Genomic DNA, 18,495 nt, shown 5'->3' on the forward strand with positions numbered 1-18,495 from the left:
GGTCATCGAGCTTCGTGAAATCATCCCTCCGCTCGCGCAGATCGCGCGACTCTAGCGGGGGAGCCAAGCGTGCGTACAACCATGTTCGATCCAGTGTGGAGACACGTGGCGAGGTGGGCGGCCGTGGCCGCCCTCAGCGCCGCCGGAGCGGGCCTGCTGGCAGGTCCAGCCACCGCCGCCCCGACCGGCGAACCGTCGGCCAGACCGACAGCGACGGCCGAGCAGCCGCGCCCGGCCACGAAGCCGGCGCAGGCGCCGGTCATCCCGGCGGCCCCCACGGCCACCAAGACCCCGGCGAAGATCGGCAGTACGACGGCCACCTGCGGCGGGCAGCTTCCGCTGGGCACGGTCAAGAACTGCGCGTCGATCTCGGGCGCCACAAAGCAGACGTGGACGATCACCTCCACGGTTGACCAGGACACCCTCTACATCCGGCTCCGAGCAATCTCCGGTGACGGTGTCGGAGCCGAGGTCAAGGGTCCTGATGGGACCCACGCCTGCTACGTCAGCTCGTACCTGACGGACTGCGCGCTCGGCGCTGCGGGCACCTACACGGTGACTGTGGGCCTCGACTACGGCACCGGCAAGGGCACCTACTCGCTGTCGGCAGAGTCGATGCGGACTCCGTCCACCTGCGTCAACCTGCCCGACAGCTTCTTCTCCTTCGCCTCGACCGGACGCAGCGGGACGCTGCCCGCCGGTCTGGCCGCCCGCTGCTTCACGTTCAAGCAGCCCGCCAGCACAGTCCTGCACCTGGCCGACCCGGGCGGTGCCGAGGACATCCAGGGCGCCATCCTCAACGGGCAGTTCCAGCCGGTCTGCACGGTGCGCTACCCCACGGACTGCACGCTCGAAGGGTCCGGGCCGTACCGGCTCTTCCTTCAGGAGACCTACGGCAGCAAGGCCGCCTACACCCTCAAGATGCCGCGGCTCTCGCGGGCCGTCGGCTGCCCCGCCCTGCCCCTGACCGGGTTCGGGGACCCGGGCGCGGCGGTCGGGACCGGCACCGTGCCGCCGAACCAGGGCATCGGCTGTCAAGCGCTGCGAGTCACCACCCCCGGCCCGCTGCTCGTCCGCATGGAGCAGAACGCGAACCAGTACCTCAACTGGCAGGTGTACGACGACGCGGGACGAGTGGTGTGCGCAGAGTGGGACTCCTCGCGGTCCTGCGCCGCACCGACGGCCGGCAACTACACGTTCGTGGCGCAGAACTGGAACTGGGAACCGGTCACCTATCAGGTGGCGGTGGCCCGACTCGACCAGTCCGAGGGTTGTGCCGCCCCCACCGGGCTCGGGTGGGACCAGCCGACCCTGACGGTGCACCAGACCTCGGCGGTGCAGACCAACTGCCAGCCGTTCCACGGCGAGGCCGGTGAGCGCGTCATGGTCTACCGGACCCCGGACCGGTACAACGACCTCTCCTCCTGGCTCGTCGACGAGCAGGGCGGCGTGGTGTGCGCCGAAACGTCGGAGGGGGAGGACGGCTGCGTCCTTCCGTCGACCGGAACCTTCCGGGTCGTCTCCTACCTCTCCCGCTGGGCCTCGGAGGACACCGACCTGACCTACCGGATGCAGGTCCGCAGCCTCTCGGACGCGACCGGCTGCCCGACGGTCACCCCCGGGGCGTACAACGCCGCGCCGGCCGGTCCGCTCGGCGCCGTCCGGTGCCGCGTCCTGGACCTCCCCGCCGCGGGCAACTACCGGGTCAAGGCGGTCGGGGAGGACAACTACCGGCAGTACGCGAACGTCTACGACAGCACCGGCCACCGGGTGTGCACGGACGAGGCGTGTCAGGTCCCCACCGCCGGCAGGTACACGCTCGTGCTCAGTGGCGGTGCTCCGGACTCGGTGATCGACGAGGGCCTGCGGTACCACCTCGCGGTGTTGCCGTGGTTGCCGTCCGGCTGCCGGCCGGCGTCCGACACCGGCTGGCAGGACGCACCGGTACGAGGGCAGCTCGCCAACCCCGCGCAGTTCGACTGCCTCCAGCTGAGCAGCCCTTCCGGCGCTCTCATCACCGAACTGCTCCCGGGTGACGCCACCGGAGCCGGCTCGCCTGAGGTGACGGTGATCGACTCCACCGGGGCGTTCATGTGTGACTCCTCCTGGGCGCTGCGCCAGTACCACTGCGAACTGACCGGCCAGGCGCCGTACTTCGCCGTGCTCAACTCGCGGAACGGCGCCTCGGACGGGCCGTACTCGCTCGCGTTCGCACGTACCGACGGCCCGCCCGCCTGCCCGACGCTGCCGGCGGGTGCGACGGGTGCCACGGTGACGACGGGTGCGGACCGTTTCGGGGTCTGTTTCTCGATCCCGGCCGACGCTCGCGCCGCCACGGAGTCGTTCACGTGGAAGCGGACCGACGGTACCGGTGACGCTCGCCTGTCGGTGTTCGACTCGGAGGGGCGTCGCTACTGCGGCCCGACCGGCTACGCCGTCGAGCGGACCATTTCCTGCTCGCTACCTGACGGACCAGTCACGGTGATCCTGGAGGCGGACGGCGTCGACGCTGCGTACCAGCTGACCCACCGCGACGCCAGCAACCCCGGCGCGTGACGGGCGGCGAGCCGGCTCTCCACTCGGAGAGCCGGCTCGCCGAACACCGCAGCGTCAGCGGCCGAGCGACCGCCAGAAGTCGTACGAGTGTGCCGCCCTGAAATCGCTCGTTCCCGGCCTGCCGTCACCGGCCAGCACCCGCACGTAGGAAGAGCCGCTGCCCAGTCGAGGCCAGCCCGCCCGACCCGTCCGGGCGAAGTCGGTCCAGGTCCGGACCATCGCGTCGGAGAGCCGCCGCTGAGTCGGCGTCAACGCCTCGGCGTAGTCGACAGTGAACAGGTACGGCAGCTCGGCGCAGTGGTACGCGCCGGTGTCGAACGTCGGTTCGGGACCTTCGGTGAAGAACGGCGCGTCCTCGTCGGCGAACTCGTACGCGAAGGTCGGCACCCGCCGCGCGAACGCCAACGCGGCGGAGTAGACCGGCTCGGCGTAGTCGTGATCGGTCAGCACGGCGCCCAACGTCACGCTGGCGGGATGTGCGGGGTCGCGCGGATAGCGGGCCAGCACCTTTCCCGCATGGTCACCGAACATGGCGCGCACCTGGTCGCGGTACTGGTCGTCGGTGAGCGGGCACGACTCCGGCTCCTGGTCCGGCTTCGGCGGCTCCGGGCAGTTGAGCCCGACCCGTTCCATCCCCCACACCATGAGCCGGGACTCGTCCCGGTTCATTCCGGTCAACACCGGCACCGGATGCAGCCTCCCGGTGGTCAGCGCGTCCGCCGGGTCCACCGTTAGCGTGCGGCCGTCGACGACCGGACCCAGGTCGACCCCCGCACCGGGGTAGCCGGCGGTCTCGATCAGCCGGGCGGGGGAACGTCCGCGCAGGCAGGCGGCGACCACAGCCGGGTCGGTGCAGCCGATTCTCCGCGCGAACTCCTGGGCCGCCCCGACCGCCTCGGCCCGGGTCTGGACCGGGTTGGCGCACGAGTTGCTCTGCATGATCGCCCGGTGGAACAGGCCAGCGGTGGCGGGCGCGGCGAGTTGCGCGCAGACGCTGGTCGCCCCGGCGGACTGGCCGAACACTGTGACGTTGCCCGGGTCGCCCCCGAAGGCCGCCGCGTTTCGCCGCACCCAGCGCAGCGCGGCCTGCTGGTCCTGCAACCCGAAGTTGCCGGTGATTCCGTCCCGACCGGCCAGCGCCGGATGCGCCAGGAAGCCGAGCGCGCCGAGCCGGTAGTTCACCGTGACGACGATGACGCCACCACCGACGGCCAGCCGCTGCCCGCCGTACCCGTCACCGCTGCCGAACCGGAAGTCCCCGCCGTGCAACCAGACCATGACCGGTCGAGGCGTTCGTACGGCCGAGCGCGGGGTGGTGACATTCAGGTAGAGGCAGTCCTCGGAATCGGAGGGTGTGTCCATCGGCAGCCCTTGCAGTTGGGCGCAGGCGGCACCGGGCCGGCTCGCGTCGCGTACTCCGGTCCACGTCGGACCAGGTTGCGGCGGTGCCCAGCGCAGCGCGCCCACCGGCGGGCTCGCGTACGGAACGCCCTGGAACGACCGGTGGTCTGCCGCGACTGTCCCGCGCACCGCGCCCTGGTCGGTCCGGACGACGGCCGTACTCCGGCGGTCGTCGGCTGCGGCCGGACCGACGGCCATCGCCGGGCCGACGAGGACGACAGCGCCCACCGTGACGGCCCATCGGGGGTACGAAAGTCTTTCCATGCTCTCCCCATTTCGTCGACGCCGGTACGGCGTACGCACCGGGCTGCGCCGAGCATGTCGAGCTGGCGACCACCCGGCCAGGGAGCTCTAGTACGGCCGTGACAGGAAGGACGGGGGCGCCTGCTGGTGCTCTAGTGCGCTACGGTCACGCGAGGCCGGCGGGAGGCGATCGTGGCGGAGATCGACGAATCCACTCCCCCTTATCTGCGCATCGTCGGCGAGTTGCGACGGCGCATCCTGGCAGGCGAGTTGGGCCCCGGCGACCGGGTGCCGTCCACCCGGCAGATCGTCCGGGAGTGGGGCGTCGCCATGGCGACCGCCAGCCGCGCGCTCACCGCGCTTCGCCAGGAGAACCTGGCCCGGGCGGTGCCGGGTGTGGGCATGGTGGTGACCGGCGCAGCGCCGACCACGCCGGGTCGGGGTGCCCCGTCCGCCGGTCGGCGGCTGCCCGTCCAGGGGTTGAACCGCGACCATGTGGTGCGGACCGCCATGACGATCGCCGACGCCGAGGGGTTACCGGCGCTGAGCATGCGGCGCATCGCGACGGAGTTGGATGTCCCCACCATGTCGCTGTACCGGCAGGTTCGGGGCAAGGAGCAGCTTCTCGTTCTGATGGCGGACGCGGCCTTCGCCGCGCATCGGCTGCCGCGCACCTTCCCGCCGGGTTGGCGAGCCCAACTGGAGTTGCTCAGCCGACTTCAGTGGTCGATCTACCGGCGGCATCCCTGGCTGGCCCAGGTCGTCTCGCTGACCCGCCCGCTGATGGCGCCGAACGCCGTCGCGCACACCGAGTGGGCACTGCGCGCCCTCGCCCGGCAGGGCCTGGACCAGCACACCCAGCTCCACCTGGTGGCCGCACTGGCCAACCATGTTCGAGGCACCGCCATCAATCTGGAGCGAGGAATTGAAGCGGAGCAGGACACCGGCCTGACCGACGACGAGTGGATGGAGGCCCAGGCCGACGTGTTCGGTGGATTGCTCGCGGCGGGCGAGTTTCCGCATCTGGCCCGACTCAGCCGGACGGCGATCGACCTCAATGTCGAGAGTCTCTTCGAATTCGGCCTGCAACGTCTGCTCGACGGCATGGCGGCGCTGCTCGAACGGTGACCGCTCAGACCGGGTCGGTGGCCTGCTCGGGCAGGCGCGCCCCGGACGCGGCGACGAAACCGGCGAGCGCGATCTCCGCGGCCTGTCGCAGGTCTTCCCTGCTGACTCCGGCGGCGGCATGCACCGCGTGCCCCTCGGTGACGATCATGACGAAGCGGGCGAGCGCTGCCGGATCGGCGTGCGCGGGTAGGTCGCCGTCGGCGACGGCGCGGGCGAGCCGGTCGGCGAGGGCACCTTCACCGCCAAGGCGGCTGGCGGCGAGGAACCCGGCGATGGGCGCGTTCTCGGTGGAGCAGCTGGTGCCGCCCTGGATCGACAGGCAACCGGCCGGTCGGTCGGTCCGGGTCACGGCGACCACGTTCTCGTGCAGCAGGGTGGCGACCACCTCGTACGCGGTCGGTTGGGCGAAGGCGTCCCGCGCGTACCCCATGTCCTTTTCGGCGTAGAGGGCCACGGCCTTGCGGAACAGCTCCTCCTTACTGCCGAAGGCGGCGTAGAGGCTGGGCTTGTTGATCCCCATCGCCTCGCTGAGGTCGCTCACCGAGGCGCCCTCGTACCCCTGACGCCAGAACACCTCCACAGCGCGCTCCAGCGCCTCGTCGGCGTCGAAGCCCCGTGGTCGACCTCGCTGCGGCACAGCCCACCACCCCTTCTCCGCCCATCCTACCGGCAGCGAAAACCGATCGGTACAGAAATTTGCGCACCCGGTCGGCGGTTGCTACGGTCGGATACGTACCGCTCGGTACAAAACTTGCCGGAGGCTCGGCCGGCCGCACACCACACCCCAACAGAGGAGATCCATCGTGGGACAGCTCGACGGCAAGACCGCCCTCGTCACCGGGGGCACCACGGGCATCGGCCTGGCCGCCGCCCGCCGCTTCGCCGCCGAAGGCGCGTACGTCTTCGTCACCGGCCGCCGCAAGGGCCCGGTCGACGAGGCAGTCGCCAGCATCGGCGCGAACGTCACAGGCATCGCCAGCGATGTCAGCAAGCTCGACGACCTGGACCAAGTGATGCGCGCGATCGAGGAGCGGGGCGCTGGCCTGGACGTGGTGTTCGCCAACGCCGGCGGTGGCGAGTTCCGGTCGCTCGACTCGATCACGGTCGAGCACGTCGCCACCACCTTCGAGACCAACATCTACGGCACCATCTTCACGGTGCAGAAGGCCCTGCCCCTGCTCAACGAGGGCGCCTCGATCGTGCTGACCGGCTCGACCGCCGCCAGCAACGGCACCCCGGCGTTCAGCGTCTACGCCGCGTCCAAGGCAGCCATCCGCTCGTTCGGCCGCACCTGGGCCGCCGAGCTGATCGGCCGGAAGATCCGGGTCAACACCCTGATCCCCGGCTCGACCGAGACCCCCGGGCTCGCGGGCCTCGCGCCCAGCCCCGCGGAGGCCCCCGGGTTGCTGAAGGCCATCGCCTCGGGCGTGCCCATGCAGCGCATGGCACACCCGGACGAGATCGCCAACGCCGCGCTCTTCCTCGCCTCCGACCAGAGCAGCTTCATGACCGGCGGCGAGCTGTTCGTCGACGGCGGCGAGCAGCAGCTCTGACGCGAAAACGCCCGGTCGATCCTCGCGGATCGACCGGGCGTTTCTGCATTTCAGAGCGGTGGCGGAGGGATTTGAACCCTCGGAGGGCGTTAACCCTCACACGCTTTCGAGGCGTGCTCCTTAGGCCGCTCGGACACGCCACCGCCGACGAGGGTACAGGACCGCCGGTTCCGACGCCGAACCGGTATCGCCCGGGCCGGCCTGGCAGGATCTTTGCCATGAGTACGCACATCGGCGCGAAGCCGGGCGAGATCGCCGAGCGGGTCCTGATGCCGGGTGACCCCCTGCGGGCCAAGTGGATCGCGGAGACCTACCTCGAGGGCGCCACCTGCTACTCGACGGTTCGGGGCATGCTGGGCTTCACCGGCCGCTGGAACGGCGTCGAGGTTTCCGTCCAGGGCTCCGGCATGGGCATGCCGTCGGCCTCCATCTACGCCCACGAATTGATCAACGAGTACGGCGTGAAGACGCTGATCCGGGTCGGCTCCTGTGGTGCCCTCAGCACCGACCTGCAACTGCGGGACGTGGTGGCCGCGATCGGGTCGTCCACCGACTCGAACATGAACCGGATGCGCTTCGACGGGCTGATCGACTACGCCCCGGTGGCCGACTTCGGGCTGCTGCGTACGTCGGTCGAGGTGGCCGAGCGGCGCGGCATCACCATGCACGTGGGGCCGATCCTGGCGGCGGACGCCTTCTACACGGACCGGCCGGACCTGTACGACACCCTCGCCGACTACGGCGTGTTGGCGGTGGAGATGGAGTCGGCGGCGCTCTACACGATCGCCGCCCGGTTCAAGGCCCGCGCGCTGACCGTGTTGACCGTCAGCGACCACATCAAGACCGGTGAGAAGACCACCTCGGAGGAGCGCGAGCAGACCTTCAGCCAGATGGTCGAGATCGCCCTCGACACGATCATCGCCTGATCCATTCCGGCGGCGTCACTGCCGAGAGAGCGGTATGACTCAGAGGTATAAATATGCCTCAGAGTCATACCGCTCTCTCGCATATGCCGGGCCCGGACCGCCACGCCGGCCCGACCGCGCCACGCCGGGCCCGGACCGCCACGCCAGCCCGACCCGCGCCACGCCGGGCCCAGACCGCCACGTCGGCCCGACCGACTACCCCAGTCAGACGGCGGCCAGCGCCTCGGTCGGCGCCAGGCGGGCGGCGCGCACCGCCGGGTAGAGGCCGGCGAAGCCGCCGATGACCAGTGTCGCGCCCACCCCGCCGAGCATCGCCCAGGCCGGCACCACGGTCGGCCAGTCCTGGGACAGCGCGTAGCCCGAGGTGACCAGGATGCCCAGCACCACCCCACCGATCCCGCCGAGCGCGGAGAGCAGCAGCGATTCGGTGAGGAACTGGGCCCGTACCTGGCCGCGGGTGGCGCCGAGTGACCGGCGCAGGCCGATCTCGGCCCGGCGTTCCAGCACCGAGATCACCATGGTGTTCGCCACACCGACCCCACCGACCAGCAGGGCGACCGCGCCCAGGCCCAGCAACAGGCCGGTGAACGCGTCGTCGCTCGCCTCGGCGGCGGCCAGCGCGTCCGACGGCCGGGACACCTCGACCTCGTTCGGCGCCTCCGGGTTGGTGGTCGCGCCGAGCACCGACCGGACCGCCTCGACCTGCGACTCCTGCGCCCGGGTGTAGACGGTGGTCGGGTGACCGTCGAAGCCCAGGTATTCGGCAGCCGCCGCCCAGCCGACCAACGCCGACGTGTCCAACTCGGGGGCGAGCGGTGCGGCGGCGAGGGTGCCGACCACTGTGAACGGCCGCCCACCCAGCCACACCTGCACCTGCGGATCCGCCGAGGTGATCCCGAGCCGCTGCGCGGCGGTGGCGCCGAGCACGACCGCCGGGTAGCGAGCGGTCGCCTCGTTGAGCCAGGTGCCGGTGGTCACCTCGGCGCCCACGGTGCCGAGCAGGTCCAGCCGGGCCGCCCGGGTGGCGATGCCACCGGTCTCCGCCGCCGGGATCCGGTCCGAGCGGTACACCTTGGCGTCGGGCACCTGCCCGGTCGCGGACACCTCGGTCACCGGGCCGATCCGCCCGATCATCGCGATCGACTCCTCGGGCAGTTGCGCGTCCGCGCCGAACAGGGTGCTGCCCGGCTCGACGGTGAGCAGGTTGGTGCCGAGCGCGTCGAGCGCCCGGTCCAGCTCGGCGCGGGACGACGAGGAGATGCCGACCACCGCGATCATCGCGGCGATACCGATCGCGATGCCCAACGCGGAGAGGAACGCCCGCAGCGGACGGGTCCGCAGCCCCACCCCACCGACGCGCACGACGTCCGCCGGCCGCAGTCGGGCCGGGGTCAGCGCCGCCATCAGCCGACCCCGCCCGACGCGAGGGCCGAGTCGTGCCGCACCGCGCCGTCGCGCATCCGCACCTGCCGGGGCAGGCTTCCCGCGATCTCCCGATCATGGGTGATGACCAGGACGGTGGTGCCGGCCCGGTGCAGATCGTGCAGCAACTCCAACACCCCGGCACCGGAGTGCGAGTCGAGGTTGCCGGTCGGCTCGTCGGCGAGCAGCACCGCCGGCTCGCCGACCACCGCACGGGCCACGGCCACCCGCTGCCGTTCCCCGCCGGACAGCTCGTGCGGCCGGTGCCCCAACCGGTGGCCCAGGCCGACCCGGACCAACGCGGCCTCCGCCCGTTCGCGCCGCCGCCGCAGCGGTACGCCGGAGTAGAGCAACCCGTCGGCCACGTTGTCCACGACCGGGACGCCGGGGGCGAGGTGGAACTGCTGGAAGACGAAACCGATCCGGGTGGCCCGCAGCGCGGACAGCTCCCGGTCGGTCAGCTTCGCCGCGTCGTACCCGTCGATGAGCACGCTGCCCGACGACGGCCGGTCCAGGGTGCCGATCAGGTGCAACATGGTCGACTTGCCCGATCCGGATGGGCCGACGATCGCGACCAACTCGCCGTGACCGATCCGCAGCGACACGTCGTCCAACGCGACGACGCCGCCGGCGTACCGCTTGCTGACCCGGTCGAGCACGATCACCTCGCCGCTCACGTCGGCACCACCACCGACGTGCCCTCGGTGAGGCCCGCACCGGTGACCTCGACCCGGCCGTCGGCGAACAACCCGGTGGTCACCGCGAGGACCCGGCTCGCGTCGCCCTCGGCGACCTGGACGCCGTAACCGCCCTCGGCCAGCGCCAACAGGGCCGACACCGGCACGGTGAGCACGTCGCGGCGCTCCGAGACGGTGAACGTCACGTCCGCGCTGGCCTGGTCGAAGCCGGTGAGGGCCTTCGGGTCGGTCACCGCGACTGTCACCTCGATCTTCGTCTCGGCGTCGCCGGCCTGCCCGTTGGCGCCGGCCGCGCCGGCCTGGACGACCGTTTCGACAGTGCTGATCGTGCCCGCCACCGTCCCGCCGTCCGGCAGCCGCACGCTGACCTTCGCGTCGCGCTCGGCCAACCGCTGGTCGTCCACGTCCAATTCGACGGTGACGACCCGGCTGGTGCCGGTGTACGTCAGCACCGCCTGGCCGGGCTGGGTGAGATCGCCGACGTCGACCTGGTGGCTCTCCACCCGGACCTCCCGGTCGGCGTACACGACCCGCCCCGGCTCGACCCGACCGGTCTCGGTCAGGCCCAGGTCCTCCTGCCAGTCCCGGACGGCGTCCGCGGTGGCGCCGGTGTACTCGTCGTCGACAGTGAAGCCGGTGTAGCCCAGCGCTTCGAGGTTCCGCTCGAACTGCGCGACGTCGGGCCCCTCCACCCCGGGGGCGAGGGTCCGGTACGCGGGCAGCCCGCCGTAGAGCAGCACCACCTCCTCGTTGTCTACCAGGTAGAGCGCCTTGCCCCGCCGTACCGTCGACCCGGTGGCCGCCAGCCCGGTGACGGTGCCGTTGAGCTTCGCCGTGGCGGTACGCGTCGCGCCGTACCCCAGTTCACCGTCCGCGGTCTCCGAGTCGGCGAGGGTCTGCCGGGTGACAGTGGCGGTGGCGGGTGGCGCGCTGCCAGCCTGGGCGCGGCCCCCGTCGGCGCCGCCGCCGAAACCCACCGCGGCGACCACGCCCACGGCGGCGACCAGCAGGACGACGCCGCCGGTGACGGCGGCGCGCAGCCGCGAGCGTCGGATGGCGCCGGTCACCGGCCACCTCCGAACTGCGGCGCGTGCTGCCGGCACTTCTCCAGCGCAGCCTTCATGGCCGGGTCGCCGATGTTGATCGCGTTGCCCCCCGCCCCGATACGGACCCGCCCGTCGGCGTCCGGGTCCGGGAAGTCCGGCACCCCGTTCTCCCGCATGCACTTGGCCAGCGTCCGCATCTGCTCGGCCTGCTCGGGGTTGAGCTGCGGCCCCTGCCCACCGTTGGGCAGCTTGTCCTGGCACTTCTCCATGGCCGCCTGGACCTTCTGCTGATCCACGTCCGCACCGAACCGGAAGCCGGGACGCCCGCCCGCCTCCGGGTCGGGCATGTCCACCCCGTTCTCCCGCATGCACCTGGCGAAGGCGAGCTGCCGCTCGGAGTCACTGACCGGCGTGCCGCTCGCCGTGGCCTCTGCCTTCGCCCCACCGGCGGTCGCGACCCCGCCGCCGTCGTCGCCTCCCGCACCGCACCCGGACAGCGCCAGGGCGAGCAGGACGGGGATCGCAAGCATCTGTCGTCGCATGGTGTCCGCTTCCGCTCAGGTCCGGCGCGGTTCGCCGAACGTGACACCCAGTGCACGGCAGCGGGCGTATCCCCGGCGTTACCGTCGGCGGTTATGCCGGCGTTACCGCACCCCGAGCACCATGGAGGGGTGAGAGTGCTGGTGGTCGAGGACGAGAACGTGCTGGCGGACGCCATCGCCGAGTGGCTGCGTCGGGAGTCGTTCGCGGTCGACGTGGCGTACGACGGGGACGCCGCGTTGGAACGGCTCGGCGTCAACGAGTACGCCGTGGTGGTCCTGGACCGGGACCTGCCGGTGGTGCACGGCGACGACGTGTGCCGGGCGATCGTGGACGCGGGCGGGGAGACCCGGGTGCTGATGTTGACCGCGTCGGCGGCGGTCCGGGAACGGGTGGCGGGGTTGGCGCTCGGTGCCGACGACTACCTGACCAAGCCGTTCGCCCTGGTCGAGCTGTCGGCCCGGGTGCGCGCGCTGACCCGCCGGTCCCGCCCGGCGGCGCCGCCGACGCTGCGTCGCGCCGGCATCCAGCTCGACCCGGCCCGACACGAGGTACGCCGCGACGACCGGCACGTGGCGCTGTCCCGCAAGGAGTTCGCGGTGCTGGCCGAACTGCTGCGCGCCGACGGCGCGGTGGTCTCCGCCGAGGACCTGCTGGAACGCGCGTGGGACGAGCACATCGACCCGTTCACCAACGTGGTCCGGGTGACCGTCATGAAGCTGCGCCGCAAACTCGGCGACCCGCCGGTGATCGAGACGGTCCCCGGGGCGGGGTACCAGATCCGATGAAACGCCTCACGATCCGCGCCCGGCTCACCCTCATCTACGGCGGGCTCTTCCTGTTGGCCGGCGTGGTCCTGCTCGCCGTCACGTACGTGCTGGTGGATCAGCGGATGCCGCAGCCGTTCGGGGTGAGCCTGCGCGACCTGCCGAAGACCGCCCCCACGACACCCAGCGGGCAGAACGTCGACAACCTGCGCGCCCTGTTGCAGGAGGTGCAGGACGAGGCGAAGCGCAACGCGTTGGAGTCGCTGCTCACCCAGGGCGGTATCGCGTTGATCGTCGTGTCGACGGTGGCGATCGCGTTCGGCTGGCTGCTCGCCGGTCGGGCGTTGCAGCCCCTGCTCCAGATCACCGGCACGGCCCGCCGGATCGCCGGCGCGGACACCGCCGGCCGTGGCCTGCACGAGCGGATCGCGCTCACCGGCCCTCCCGACGAGGTACGCGAACTCGCCGACACCTTCGACGAGATGCTGGAACGACTGGATCGCTCCTTCGACGGGCAGCGCCGGTTCGTGGCGAACGCCTCGCACGAGCTGCGTACGCCGCTGGCGCTCAACCGCGCCCTGGTGGAGCTGGCGATCACCCGCCCGGACGCGTCAGGGGAGACCCGGCGACTGGGTGAGTCGCTGTTGGCGGTCAACGAACGCCACGAGCGGCTGATCGACGGTCTGCTGACCCTGGCCGACTCGGAGAACGAGCTGACCGAGCGTACGCCGGTCGACCTGGCCGAGGTCTGTGCGCACACAACCGATCAGGCCGGGAAGCAGGCACCCGGCGTGCGGGTTCGGCGGGCCCTGGCCCCGGCACCCACCAGCGGCGACCCGGTGCTGTTGGAGCGGCTCACGTTCAACCTGGTGGAGAACGCGCTGCGGCACAACCTGCCCGCTGACGGTTGGGTGGAGGTGCGCACCGGGCTGGTCGACGGCCGGCCCACCCTCACTGTGACCAACACCGGCCCGGTCATCCCCGGCTACGACGTCGAGACGATGTTTCAGCCCTTCCGTCGGCTGTCGCGGGAGCGGGTCGTCGGGGCGCGGGGCTTCGGGCTGGGGCTGTCCATCGTCCGCGCGGTGGCCCGGGCCCACGGCGGCACCGCCGAGGCGCAGCCCCGCCCGGACGGCGGTCTGATCGTCACGGTCACAGTGCCGCCGGCCTGACCGGCGACCCGGCCTCAGCGGAAGAACGCGCGCAGGACGGTGGCGGTCTCGGCCTCCAGCACCCCGCCGTAGACCTCGGGGCGGTGGTTGAGCCGGCGGTCCCGCAGCACGTCCCAGAGTGATCCGGCCGCGCCGGTCTTGGGCTCCCACGCGCCGAACACGACCGTGGAGACCCGGGCCAGCACCAGCGCCCCGGCGCACATGGTGCACGGTTCGAGGGTGACCACCAGGGTGCAGCCGTCCAGCCGCCACCGGCCGGTGCGCTCGGCGCCCCGCCGCAGGGCCAGCACCTCGGCGTGGGCGGTGGGGTCACCGGTCAGCTCGCGCTCGTTGCGTCCGGTGGCCAACTCGGTGCCGTCCGGCCCGTAGAGCACGGCCCCCACCGGCACGTCGTCGACGTCGGTGCTGACCGTGTCGTCGACTGGTGGGCCGGCGACGGCGATCTCCAGGGCGCGGCGCATCCACAGTTCGTGCCGCTGTCGTCGGCCGACCTCGCCCAGGTCGGCCAGGCCCTCGTGGGCGCCGGGCCCGGCGCGGTCCACCGCGCCGGGGGTCGGCTGCCCCGGTCGGATCGACTCCAGCGACGGATCGGTGGCGTCGGCCGGCTCAGACCTCACGCAGCTCCTCGACCTCGTCGGCGCAGCCGAGCACCTGGCAGATCTCGGCGGTGACGTCCGCCGGCATCATCCCCTCGTGGGTGCAGAGGGTCAGCAGCTTCTGCGCGGAGATGCCCAGGTTGGCCAGCAGGTCGGCCTCACCGACCGGGTCGGCCTCCGGGTCGACGACGGGCTGCTCGCTCTCCTCGTCACCGGTGCTCACCGGGCGTGGCTCGTCGTCACCGTCGAGCCCGGTGACCGAGGTCTTCAGGTCACCGACCAGCAGTGCCCCGAGCTGCGACTCCTCGGCGAACGCGGAGTCCGAACCGAACACGCGCAGGTCCTCGCCCTCGTCGAGGCGCAGAATCACCAGGTACGCGTCGTCGGCCTCGACGAAGAGCAGCGACACGTCGGCCTCCTGGTCGACGTCACGCAGCCGGTCGGCAACCTCGTCGATGTCGGTGGCGCCACGCAGGCTGACCTCGGCGGCGGTCCAGCCACTGTCGTCGCGCACCACGGCCGCAGCGAAGTACGACACGGTCCCCCCAATAGCCCTCGACACAGCGTCGACTCGTTACGCGTGCACGTTAGCCGGTCGGGTCGGCACGCGACCCGTCAACGCCCCGAAGGGCGGGTCATTCCTGACAAAGTCGGATCAGCCGACGACTCGACGGCGGGTGGCGATGAGTTGGCGCAGACGCTCGGTGCGCTGCCGCTGCGGTCGGCTGCGCTGGCGGACCGCCCGGGCGCCCGCCAACTCGGCCAGCAACTGCAGTCGACGGCGATTGCGATCGGGATCCTGCCGGGGAGTGGTCCAGGCCATAGTCCCGAGCGTGCCGAGTCTCGGCGGCCACGTCAAGACGGCGTTCGCTACGCAGCCAACCGGGCACACGGTGCAGTCACCGAGCGCCGTTTCGGAGCCCGTCCGTGCCGGTCACCACAGCGGCCAGTCACCACTGGTGGCCCAGCGGACCGCCACCACGGCGGCCGCGATGCTCCAACCACCCGCCGTGACGATGGCGACCCCGGTGGCCACCCCTCGGTCGCCGTAGCGGACCAGCACCAGGGCGGTGACCCAGGCCAGCAGGCCGGCGAACACCGTCCACCACGCGTAGCTGGTCACGTCGGTGCCGAGCAGGCCGAACAGCAGCAGCCAACCGGCCGCCGCGCCACCACCGGAGGCGACACCACCGCCGGTGACCGGGTGCGGCTCGCGGTAGGTGGGCCGCATCGGTGGCCCGGAGGGGAAGAGACCCGAGGGGGTACGCGGCACCGGGCGGACGGCACCGAAATCCGGGCCAGGGTCGGGTCGGGCAATGGTCACCGTCGCTGCCCTCCCTCACGCGTGCCGCTCGTGCCCACGGTACCGGCTCTGCCAGGATGACCGGATGTCCTCGCCGACGATCAGCCGCCGCGCTCGTCCGGCGTACCCGATCCTGCTGCTGCTCGCCCCGGTGCTGGCCGCCGGCTGTGCGACCACCCGGCCGGGGGTGCCCGACGGCGCCGCGCCGACGGCGCCTTCGGTCTGGGCGACCGCCGAGCAGCCGGCGTCGCAGCCGCCCACGCCGGCGGCGACCGACCCGAGCGCCCCGGCGCCGTCGTCGGCCGGGCCGTCGGCGACGGCACCCCGCGCCGGGCTGAAGCACGTCTTTCCGGTACGCGCCGACGACGTCGACTATCACCCGACGCACGGGGCGTACCCGGCGACGGACCTTTTCGCCGACTGCGGCGAGCCGTTCGTGGCGGTGACCGACGGGACGGTGCTGGAGGTGAGCCGCGTGGACCGGTACCGCAAGCGTGGGCCACAGGGCCCGGACAACGGCGGTCTGTCGGTCGCCCTGCTCGGTGACGACGGGGTGCGCTACTACGGCTCGCACCTGAGCGTCGTGACCAGCGGAGTCGACGCCGGGGTGCGGGTCCGCGCCGGGCAGCAGCTCGGCAAGGTGGGCCGCACCGGCAACGCGAACAACGTGTGTCATGTGCACTTCGGCATCTCGCCGGCGTGCGCGGGCAAGGACGGCTGGTGGATCCGGCGCGGGGTGATCTGGCCGGCGCGTTACCTGGACTCCTGGCGGCGCGGCGGCAACCGGGAGCCGGCCGCCGAGGTCACCGCGTGGCAACGCAAGCACGGCTGCCCGAAGGCGCCCTGACATGGCTCGCGCGAGAGATCCCATCGCCGACCTGCGCCGGATCGCGTTCCTGCTGGAACGGGCGAACGAGGCCACCTACCGGGTACGCGCGTTCCGGTCGGCGGCGAAGGCGTTGGCCGGCCTGCCCGCGGCCGAGCTGACCGAACGGGCCGGCAATGGCACGCTCACCGAACTGGCCGGTGTCGGTGACGTCACGGCCCGCTGCGTGGCGGAGTCCCTCGCCGGTGAGGAACCGGTCTACCTCCGCCGGCTGGTGGCGACCGAGGGCAGCGACCTGGACGCCGAGGCCACGGCGCTCCGCGCCGCCCTGCGCGGCGACTGTCACACCCACTCGGACTGGTCCGACGGCGGCTCGCCCATCGAGGAGATGGCGCTGGCCGCTGTTGAGTTGGGCCACGAGTACCTGGTGCTGACCGACCATTCGCCCCGGCTGACGGTGGCCCGGGGGCTGACCGCGGAGCGGCTACGCCGGCAGCTCGACCACGTGGCGCAGGTCAACGCGGCGCTGCCCGAGGGTTTCCGGATCCTCACCGGGATCGAGGTGGACATCCTCGCCGACGGCTCCCTGGACCAGGACGACGACCTGCTGGCGCGGCTCGACGTGGTGGTCGGCTCGGTGCACAGCGGCCTGAAGGACGAGCGGTCGAAGATGACCCGGCGCATGCTGAAGGCGGTTGCCAACCCGCACCTGGACATCCTCGGTCACGTCACCGGCCGGATGGTGTCGTCCCGCCCGGCCGGGGTGACCGGCCCGGGCGATCGGGGGCACCGCGCGCGTACCCGGGCGGAGAGTGACTTCGACGCGGACGCCGTCTTCGCCGCCTGCGCCGAGCACGACACCGCCGTCGAGATCAACTCTCGGCCGGAGCGACAGGACCCGCCGAAGCGCCTGATCCGCCGCGCCCTGGAGGCTGGCTGCCGGTTCGCCGTCAACACCGACGCGCACGCGCCCGGCCAACTCGACTGGCAACGATTCGGCTGTGAACGCGCCGCCCTCTGCGGCGTCCCCGCCGACCGCGTGATCAACACCTGGTCGGCAGAGCAACTGGTGGCCTGGACGCACGACCGCACCTGACCAGCCTTCCGGCGCTGATCCACTCGCGTTCCTTGAAGTCGGGCTGTTCCGGTCCGCCGGACATCCCGACTTCAAGAAAACCGAGTCGATCGCGCGCCGGATCGAGCGGTGGTCTGTCAGCGGCGGGCGGGTTCGGCGGCGGGTGTGGCGGGAGCACCGACGCCGACGACCGGGCTGCTCCGGCGGCGACTGAACATCCCCTGCGAGACCGCGACCCCGAGCAGCACGATCAACGCGCCGACCGGTTGGTGCCAGTTGAGTCGTTCGTCGAGCGCCAGGGCACCGATCAGCACCGCGAAGATCGGAATCAGGTACGTGACGGTGGACGCGGTGCTCGCGCCGGCCACCCGGATGTTGCGCATGTTGATCACGAACGCGAGCCCGGTGCCGAGCGCGCCGAGGGTCAGCACACTTGCCACCACCCCCGCCGACAGTTCGGTGGGCAGCGGCGGCAGGCCGGCGACGAAGGGGGCGACGATGGCCAGCTGCGCGGCGGCGAGCAGCAGTTGCGCCGTGGAGAGCGACAGACCCGAGTACGAACTGCCGGCGACGAACCGCTTCTGGTACGGGATGGCCACGCCGTAGCAGGCAGCCGCACCGAAGCACATGAGCTGCCCGGTGAAGTGCGCCCCGCCGATGCCCTCCCAGACCCCGAGCACCACCAGCACCCCGACGAAGCCCAGCCCGAGCCCGACCGCACGGCGCACTGTGAGCCGCTCGGTGCGGAAGACCAGCACCGCCAGCGGCAGCACGATCAACGGCGTGGTGGCGTTCCAGATGCCGGCCAGCATCGACTCGACCCGCTGCTCGCCGTAGCCGAAGAGGGTGAACGGCACTGCCACGCCGAAGGCGGCGACGACGGTCAGGTGCGCCCAGACCCGGGGCTCGCGGGGCAGCCGGTCGCGCAGCACGGCGAGGACCACCAGCAGCGTCAACGCGCCGGCGACGACCCGGTAGAGGGTGAGTTGGACCGGGTGCAGCTCGGCCACCCCGACCTTGATGAAGAGAAAGCTGGAACCCCAGATCGCGGCGAGGGCGACAAAGCCGGGCAGCCAGGCGCGGACCGGCGCTTTGTCAGGAGTGGTATCGGTGGTCACCCCTGACACTCTGCCGCAACCGTACGACAAAGTCGCGCGCCTTTCGGCCGTCACGCCGTGCCTGAACCCGCAGGTCCAACACGACAAACGTCGGCGACACAGGGGTGGGGTGGTCACGTAGGGTC

At 71.8% G+C, this 18,495-nt stretch carries 19 protein-coding genes and 1 tRNA gene; 8 read left to right on the top strand and 12 right to left on the bottom strand.

Going from position 1 to position 18,495, the window contains the following annotated elements; translation table 11 throughout:
- The first annotated feature begins 123 nt into the window (after nt 1–123).
- Complete coding sequence (locus tag GA0070561_RS21065; protein ID WP_091403443.1) at nt 124–2,556, top strand: hypothetical protein; 2,433 nt, start codon at nt 124–126, stop codon at nt 2,554–2,556.
- A 54-nt stretch (nt 2,557–2,610) separates the two neighbouring features.
- Here GA0070561_RS21065 and GA0070561_RS21070 read toward each other — a convergent pair whose 3' ends face one another.
- Nucleotides 2,611–4,221: a carboxylesterase/lipase family protein gene (locus GA0070561_RS21070; RefSeq protein WP_208603812.1), complete on the bottom strand. Its 1,611-nt coding sequence runs from the start codon at nt 4,219–4,221 to the stop codon at nt 2,611–2,613.
- A gap of 171 nt (nt 4,222–4,392) precedes the next feature.
- Here GA0070561_RS21070 and GA0070561_RS21075 point away from each other — a divergent pair, with 171 nt between their 5' ends.
- Nucleotides 4,393–5,328: a TetR/AcrR family transcriptional regulator C-terminal domain-containing protein gene (locus tag GA0070561_RS21075; protein WP_091403446.1), complete on the top strand. Its 936-nt coding sequence runs from the start codon at nt 4,393–4,395 to the stop codon at nt 5,326–5,328.
- 4 nt (nt 5,329–5,332) lie between these two features.
- Here GA0070561_RS21075 and GA0070561_RS21080 read toward each other — a convergent pair whose 3' ends face one another.
- Nucleotides 5,333–5,965 carry a TetR/AcrR family transcriptional regulator gene (locus tag GA0070561_RS21080; protein ID WP_091403449.1) on the bottom strand — a complete coding sequence of 211 codons (633 nt, stop codon included), beginning with the start codon at nt 5,963–5,965 and terminating at the stop codon, nt 5,333–5,335.
- A gap of 166 nt (nt 5,966–6,131) precedes the next feature.
- Here GA0070561_RS21080 and GA0070561_RS21085 point away from each other — a divergent pair, with 166 nt between their 5' ends.
- Nucleotides 6,132–6,881 carry an SDR family oxidoreductase gene (locus tag GA0070561_RS21085; RefSeq protein ID WP_091403452.1) on the top strand — a complete coding sequence of 250 codons (750 nt, stop codon included), beginning with the start codon at nt 6,132–6,134 and terminating at the stop codon, nt 6,879–6,881.
- A 56-nt stretch (nt 6,882–6,937) separates the two neighbouring features.
- Here GA0070561_RS21085 and GA0070561_RS21090 read toward each other — a convergent pair.
- Nucleotides 6,938–7,024: transfer RNA gene (locus tag GA0070561_RS21090), tRNA-Ser, on the bottom strand.
- A gap of 75 nt (nt 7,025–7,099) precedes the next feature.
- Here GA0070561_RS21090 and deoD point away from each other — a divergent pair.
- Nucleotides 7,100–7,807, top strand: coding sequence for a purine-nucleoside phosphorylase (gene deoD / locus GA0070561_RS21095; protein ID WP_074315244.1), 708 nt, complete (start codon nt 7,100–7,102; stop codon nt 7,805–7,807).
- Nucleotides 7,808–8,011: 204 nt separating this feature from the next.
- On the opposite strand, the gene GA0070561_RS21100 is transcribed toward deoD, so the two are convergent.
- The 4 genes from GA0070561_RS21100 to GA0070561_RS21115 are packed head-to-tail and all read right to left on the bottom strand — an operon-like array spanning nt 8,012 to nt 11,503.
- Nucleotides 8,012–9,211, bottom strand: a complete 1,200-nt coding sequence (locus GA0070561_RS21100; RefSeq protein WP_091403455.1) for an ABC transporter permease — start codon at nt 9,209–9,211, stop codon at nt 8,012–8,014.
- Complete coding sequence (locus GA0070561_RS21105; protein ID WP_208603818.1) at nt 9,211–9,894, bottom strand: ABC transporter ATP-binding protein; 684 nt, start codon at nt 9,892–9,894, stop codon at nt 9,211–9,213. Before GA0070561_RS21105 ends, GA0070561_RS21100 begins: the two co-directional genes overlap by 1 nt.
- Before the next feature lie 8 nt (nt 9,895–9,902).
- Nucleotides 9,903–10,994 carry a peptidoglycan-binding protein gene (locus GA0070561_RS21110; RefSeq protein ID WP_091403463.1) on the bottom strand — a complete coding sequence of 364 codons (1,092 nt, stop codon included), beginning with the start codon at nt 10,992–10,994 and terminating at the stop codon, nt 9,903–9,905.
- The gene (locus GA0070561_RS21115) at nt 10,991–11,503 is read right to left on the bottom strand and encodes a hypothetical protein (RefSeq protein WP_225855149.1); all 513 of its coding nucleotides are present in this window, start codon (nt 11,501–11,503) and stop codon (nt 10,991–10,993) included. The genes GA0070561_RS21110 and GA0070561_RS21115 overlap by 4 nt, the downstream gene beginning before the upstream one ends.
- Before the next feature lie 141 nt (nt 11,504–11,644).
- On the opposite strand from GA0070561_RS21115, the gene GA0070561_RS21120 reads away from it, so the two are divergent.
- Together GA0070561_RS21120 and GA0070561_RS21125 are read left to right on the top strand one after the other, a co-directional pair.
- Entirely contained in the window at nt 11,645–12,301 is a 657-nt protein-coding gene (locus tag GA0070561_RS21120; protein WP_208603813.1) for a response regulator transcription factor, read from the top strand.
- Complete coding sequence (locus GA0070561_RS21125; RefSeq protein WP_091403470.1) at nt 12,298–13,452, top strand: sensor histidine kinase; 1,155 nt, start codon at nt 12,298–12,300, stop codon at nt 13,450–13,452. Before GA0070561_RS21120 ends, GA0070561_RS21125 begins: the two co-directional genes overlap by 4 nt.
- A 14-nt stretch (nt 13,453–13,466) precedes the next feature.
- Here the strand turns inward: GA0070561_RS21125 and GA0070561_RS21130 are convergent, their stop codons facing one another.
- From GA0070561_RS21130 to GA0070561_RS21140, 4 genes are all read right to left on the bottom strand, one after another.
- Entirely contained in the window at nt 13,467–13,913 is a 447-nt protein-coding gene (locus GA0070561_RS21130; RefSeq protein WP_091403639.1) for a nucleoside deaminase, read from the bottom strand.
- A 145-nt stretch (nt 13,914–14,058) separates the two neighbouring features.
- Nucleotides 14,059–14,586 carry a tRNA adenosine deaminase-associated protein gene (locus GA0070561_RS21135; RefSeq protein WP_091403472.1) on the bottom strand — a complete coding sequence of 176 codons (528 nt, stop codon included), beginning with the start codon at nt 14,584–14,586 and terminating at the stop codon, nt 14,059–14,061.
- Nucleotides 14,587–14,703: 117 nt separating this feature from the next.
- Complete coding sequence (locus GA0070561_RS33660) at nt 14,704–14,871, bottom strand: hypothetical protein (RefSeq protein WP_167362451.1); 168 nt, start codon at nt 14,869–14,871, stop codon at nt 14,704–14,706.
- 111 nt (nt 14,872–14,982) lie between these two features.
- Complete coding sequence (locus GA0070561_RS21140; RefSeq protein ID WP_244166360.1) at nt 14,983–15,279, bottom strand: hypothetical protein; 297 nt, start codon at nt 15,277–15,279, stop codon at nt 14,983–14,985.
- 157 nt (nt 15,280–15,436) lie between these two features.
- Between GA0070561_RS21140 and GA0070561_RS21145 the strand changes: the two genes are divergently transcribed.
- Both GA0070561_RS21145 and GA0070561_RS21150 read left to right on the top strand, forming a co-directional pair.
- Nucleotides 15,437–16,198, top strand: coding sequence for a M23 family metallopeptidase (locus GA0070561_RS21145; RefSeq protein WP_091403475.1), 762 nt, complete (start codon nt 15,437–15,439; stop codon nt 16,196–16,198).
- 1 nt (nt 16,199) lies between these two features.
- Nucleotides 16,200–17,273 (top strand): PHP domain-containing protein, encoded by a 1,074-nt coding sequence (locus tag GA0070561_RS21150; protein WP_091403477.1) that lies wholly within the window; start codon nt 16,200–16,202, stop codon nt 17,271–17,273.
- 116 nt (nt 17,274–17,389) lie between these two features.
- Here GA0070561_RS21150 and GA0070561_RS21155 read toward each other — a convergent pair whose 3' ends face one another.
- The gene (locus GA0070561_RS21155) at nt 17,390–18,370 is read right to left on the bottom strand and encodes a DMT family transporter (RefSeq protein ID WP_181545434.1); all 981 of its coding nucleotides are present in this window, start codon (nt 18,368–18,370) and stop codon (nt 17,390–17,392) included.
- Nucleotides 18,371–18,495 lie beyond the last annotated feature (125 nt).

The organism is Micromonospora saelicesensis, from assembly GCF_900091575.1.
Lineage (GTDB): Bacteria > Actinomycetota > Actinomycetes > Mycobacteriales > Micromonosporaceae > Micromonospora > Micromonospora saelicesensis.

Excerpts from the sequence above, each read along its gene's own strand:
- GA0070561_RS33660 (WP_167362451.1), bottom strand. The coding sequence starts at position 14,871 with ATGGCCTGGACCACTCCCCGGCAGGATCCCGATCGCAATCGCCGTCGA.
- GA0070561_RS21145 (WP_091403475.1), top strand. The coding sequence starts at position 15,437 with ATGTCCTCGCCGACGATCAGCCGCCGCGCTCGTCCGGCGTACCCGATC.
- GA0070561_RS21125 (WP_091403470.1), top strand. The coding sequence starts at position 12,298 with ATGAAACGCCTCACGATCCGCGCCCGGCTCACCCTCATCTACGGCGGG.
- GA0070561_RS21070 (WP_208603812.1), bottom strand. The coding sequence starts at position 4,221 with ATGGAAAGACTTTCGTACCCCCGATGGGCCGTCACGGTGGGCGCTGTC.
- GA0070561_RS21150 (WP_091403477.1), top strand. The coding sequence starts at position 16,200 with ATGGCTCGCGCGAGAGATCCCATCGCCGACCTGCGCCGGATCGCGTTC.
- GA0070561_RS21100 (WP_091403455.1), bottom strand. The coding sequence starts at position 9,211 with ATGGCGGCGCTGACCCCGGCCCGACTGCGGCCGGCGGACGTCGTGCGC.
- GA0070561_RS21130 (WP_091403639.1), bottom strand. The coding sequence starts at position 13,913 with ATGCGCCGCGCCCTGGAGATCGCCGTCGCCGGCCCACCAGTCGACGAC.
- GA0070561_RS21140 (WP_244166360.1), bottom strand. The coding sequence starts at position 15,279 with ATGCGGCCCACCTACCGCGAGCCGCACCCGGTCACCGGCGGTGGTGTC.
- GA0070561_RS21115 (WP_225855149.1), bottom strand. The coding sequence starts at position 11,503 with ATGCTTGCGATCCCCGTCCTGCTCGCCCTGGCGCTGTCCGGGTGCGGT.
- deoD (WP_074315244.1), top strand. The coding sequence starts at position 7,100 with ATGAGTACGCACATCGGCGCGAAGCCGGGCGAGATCGCCGAGCGGGTC.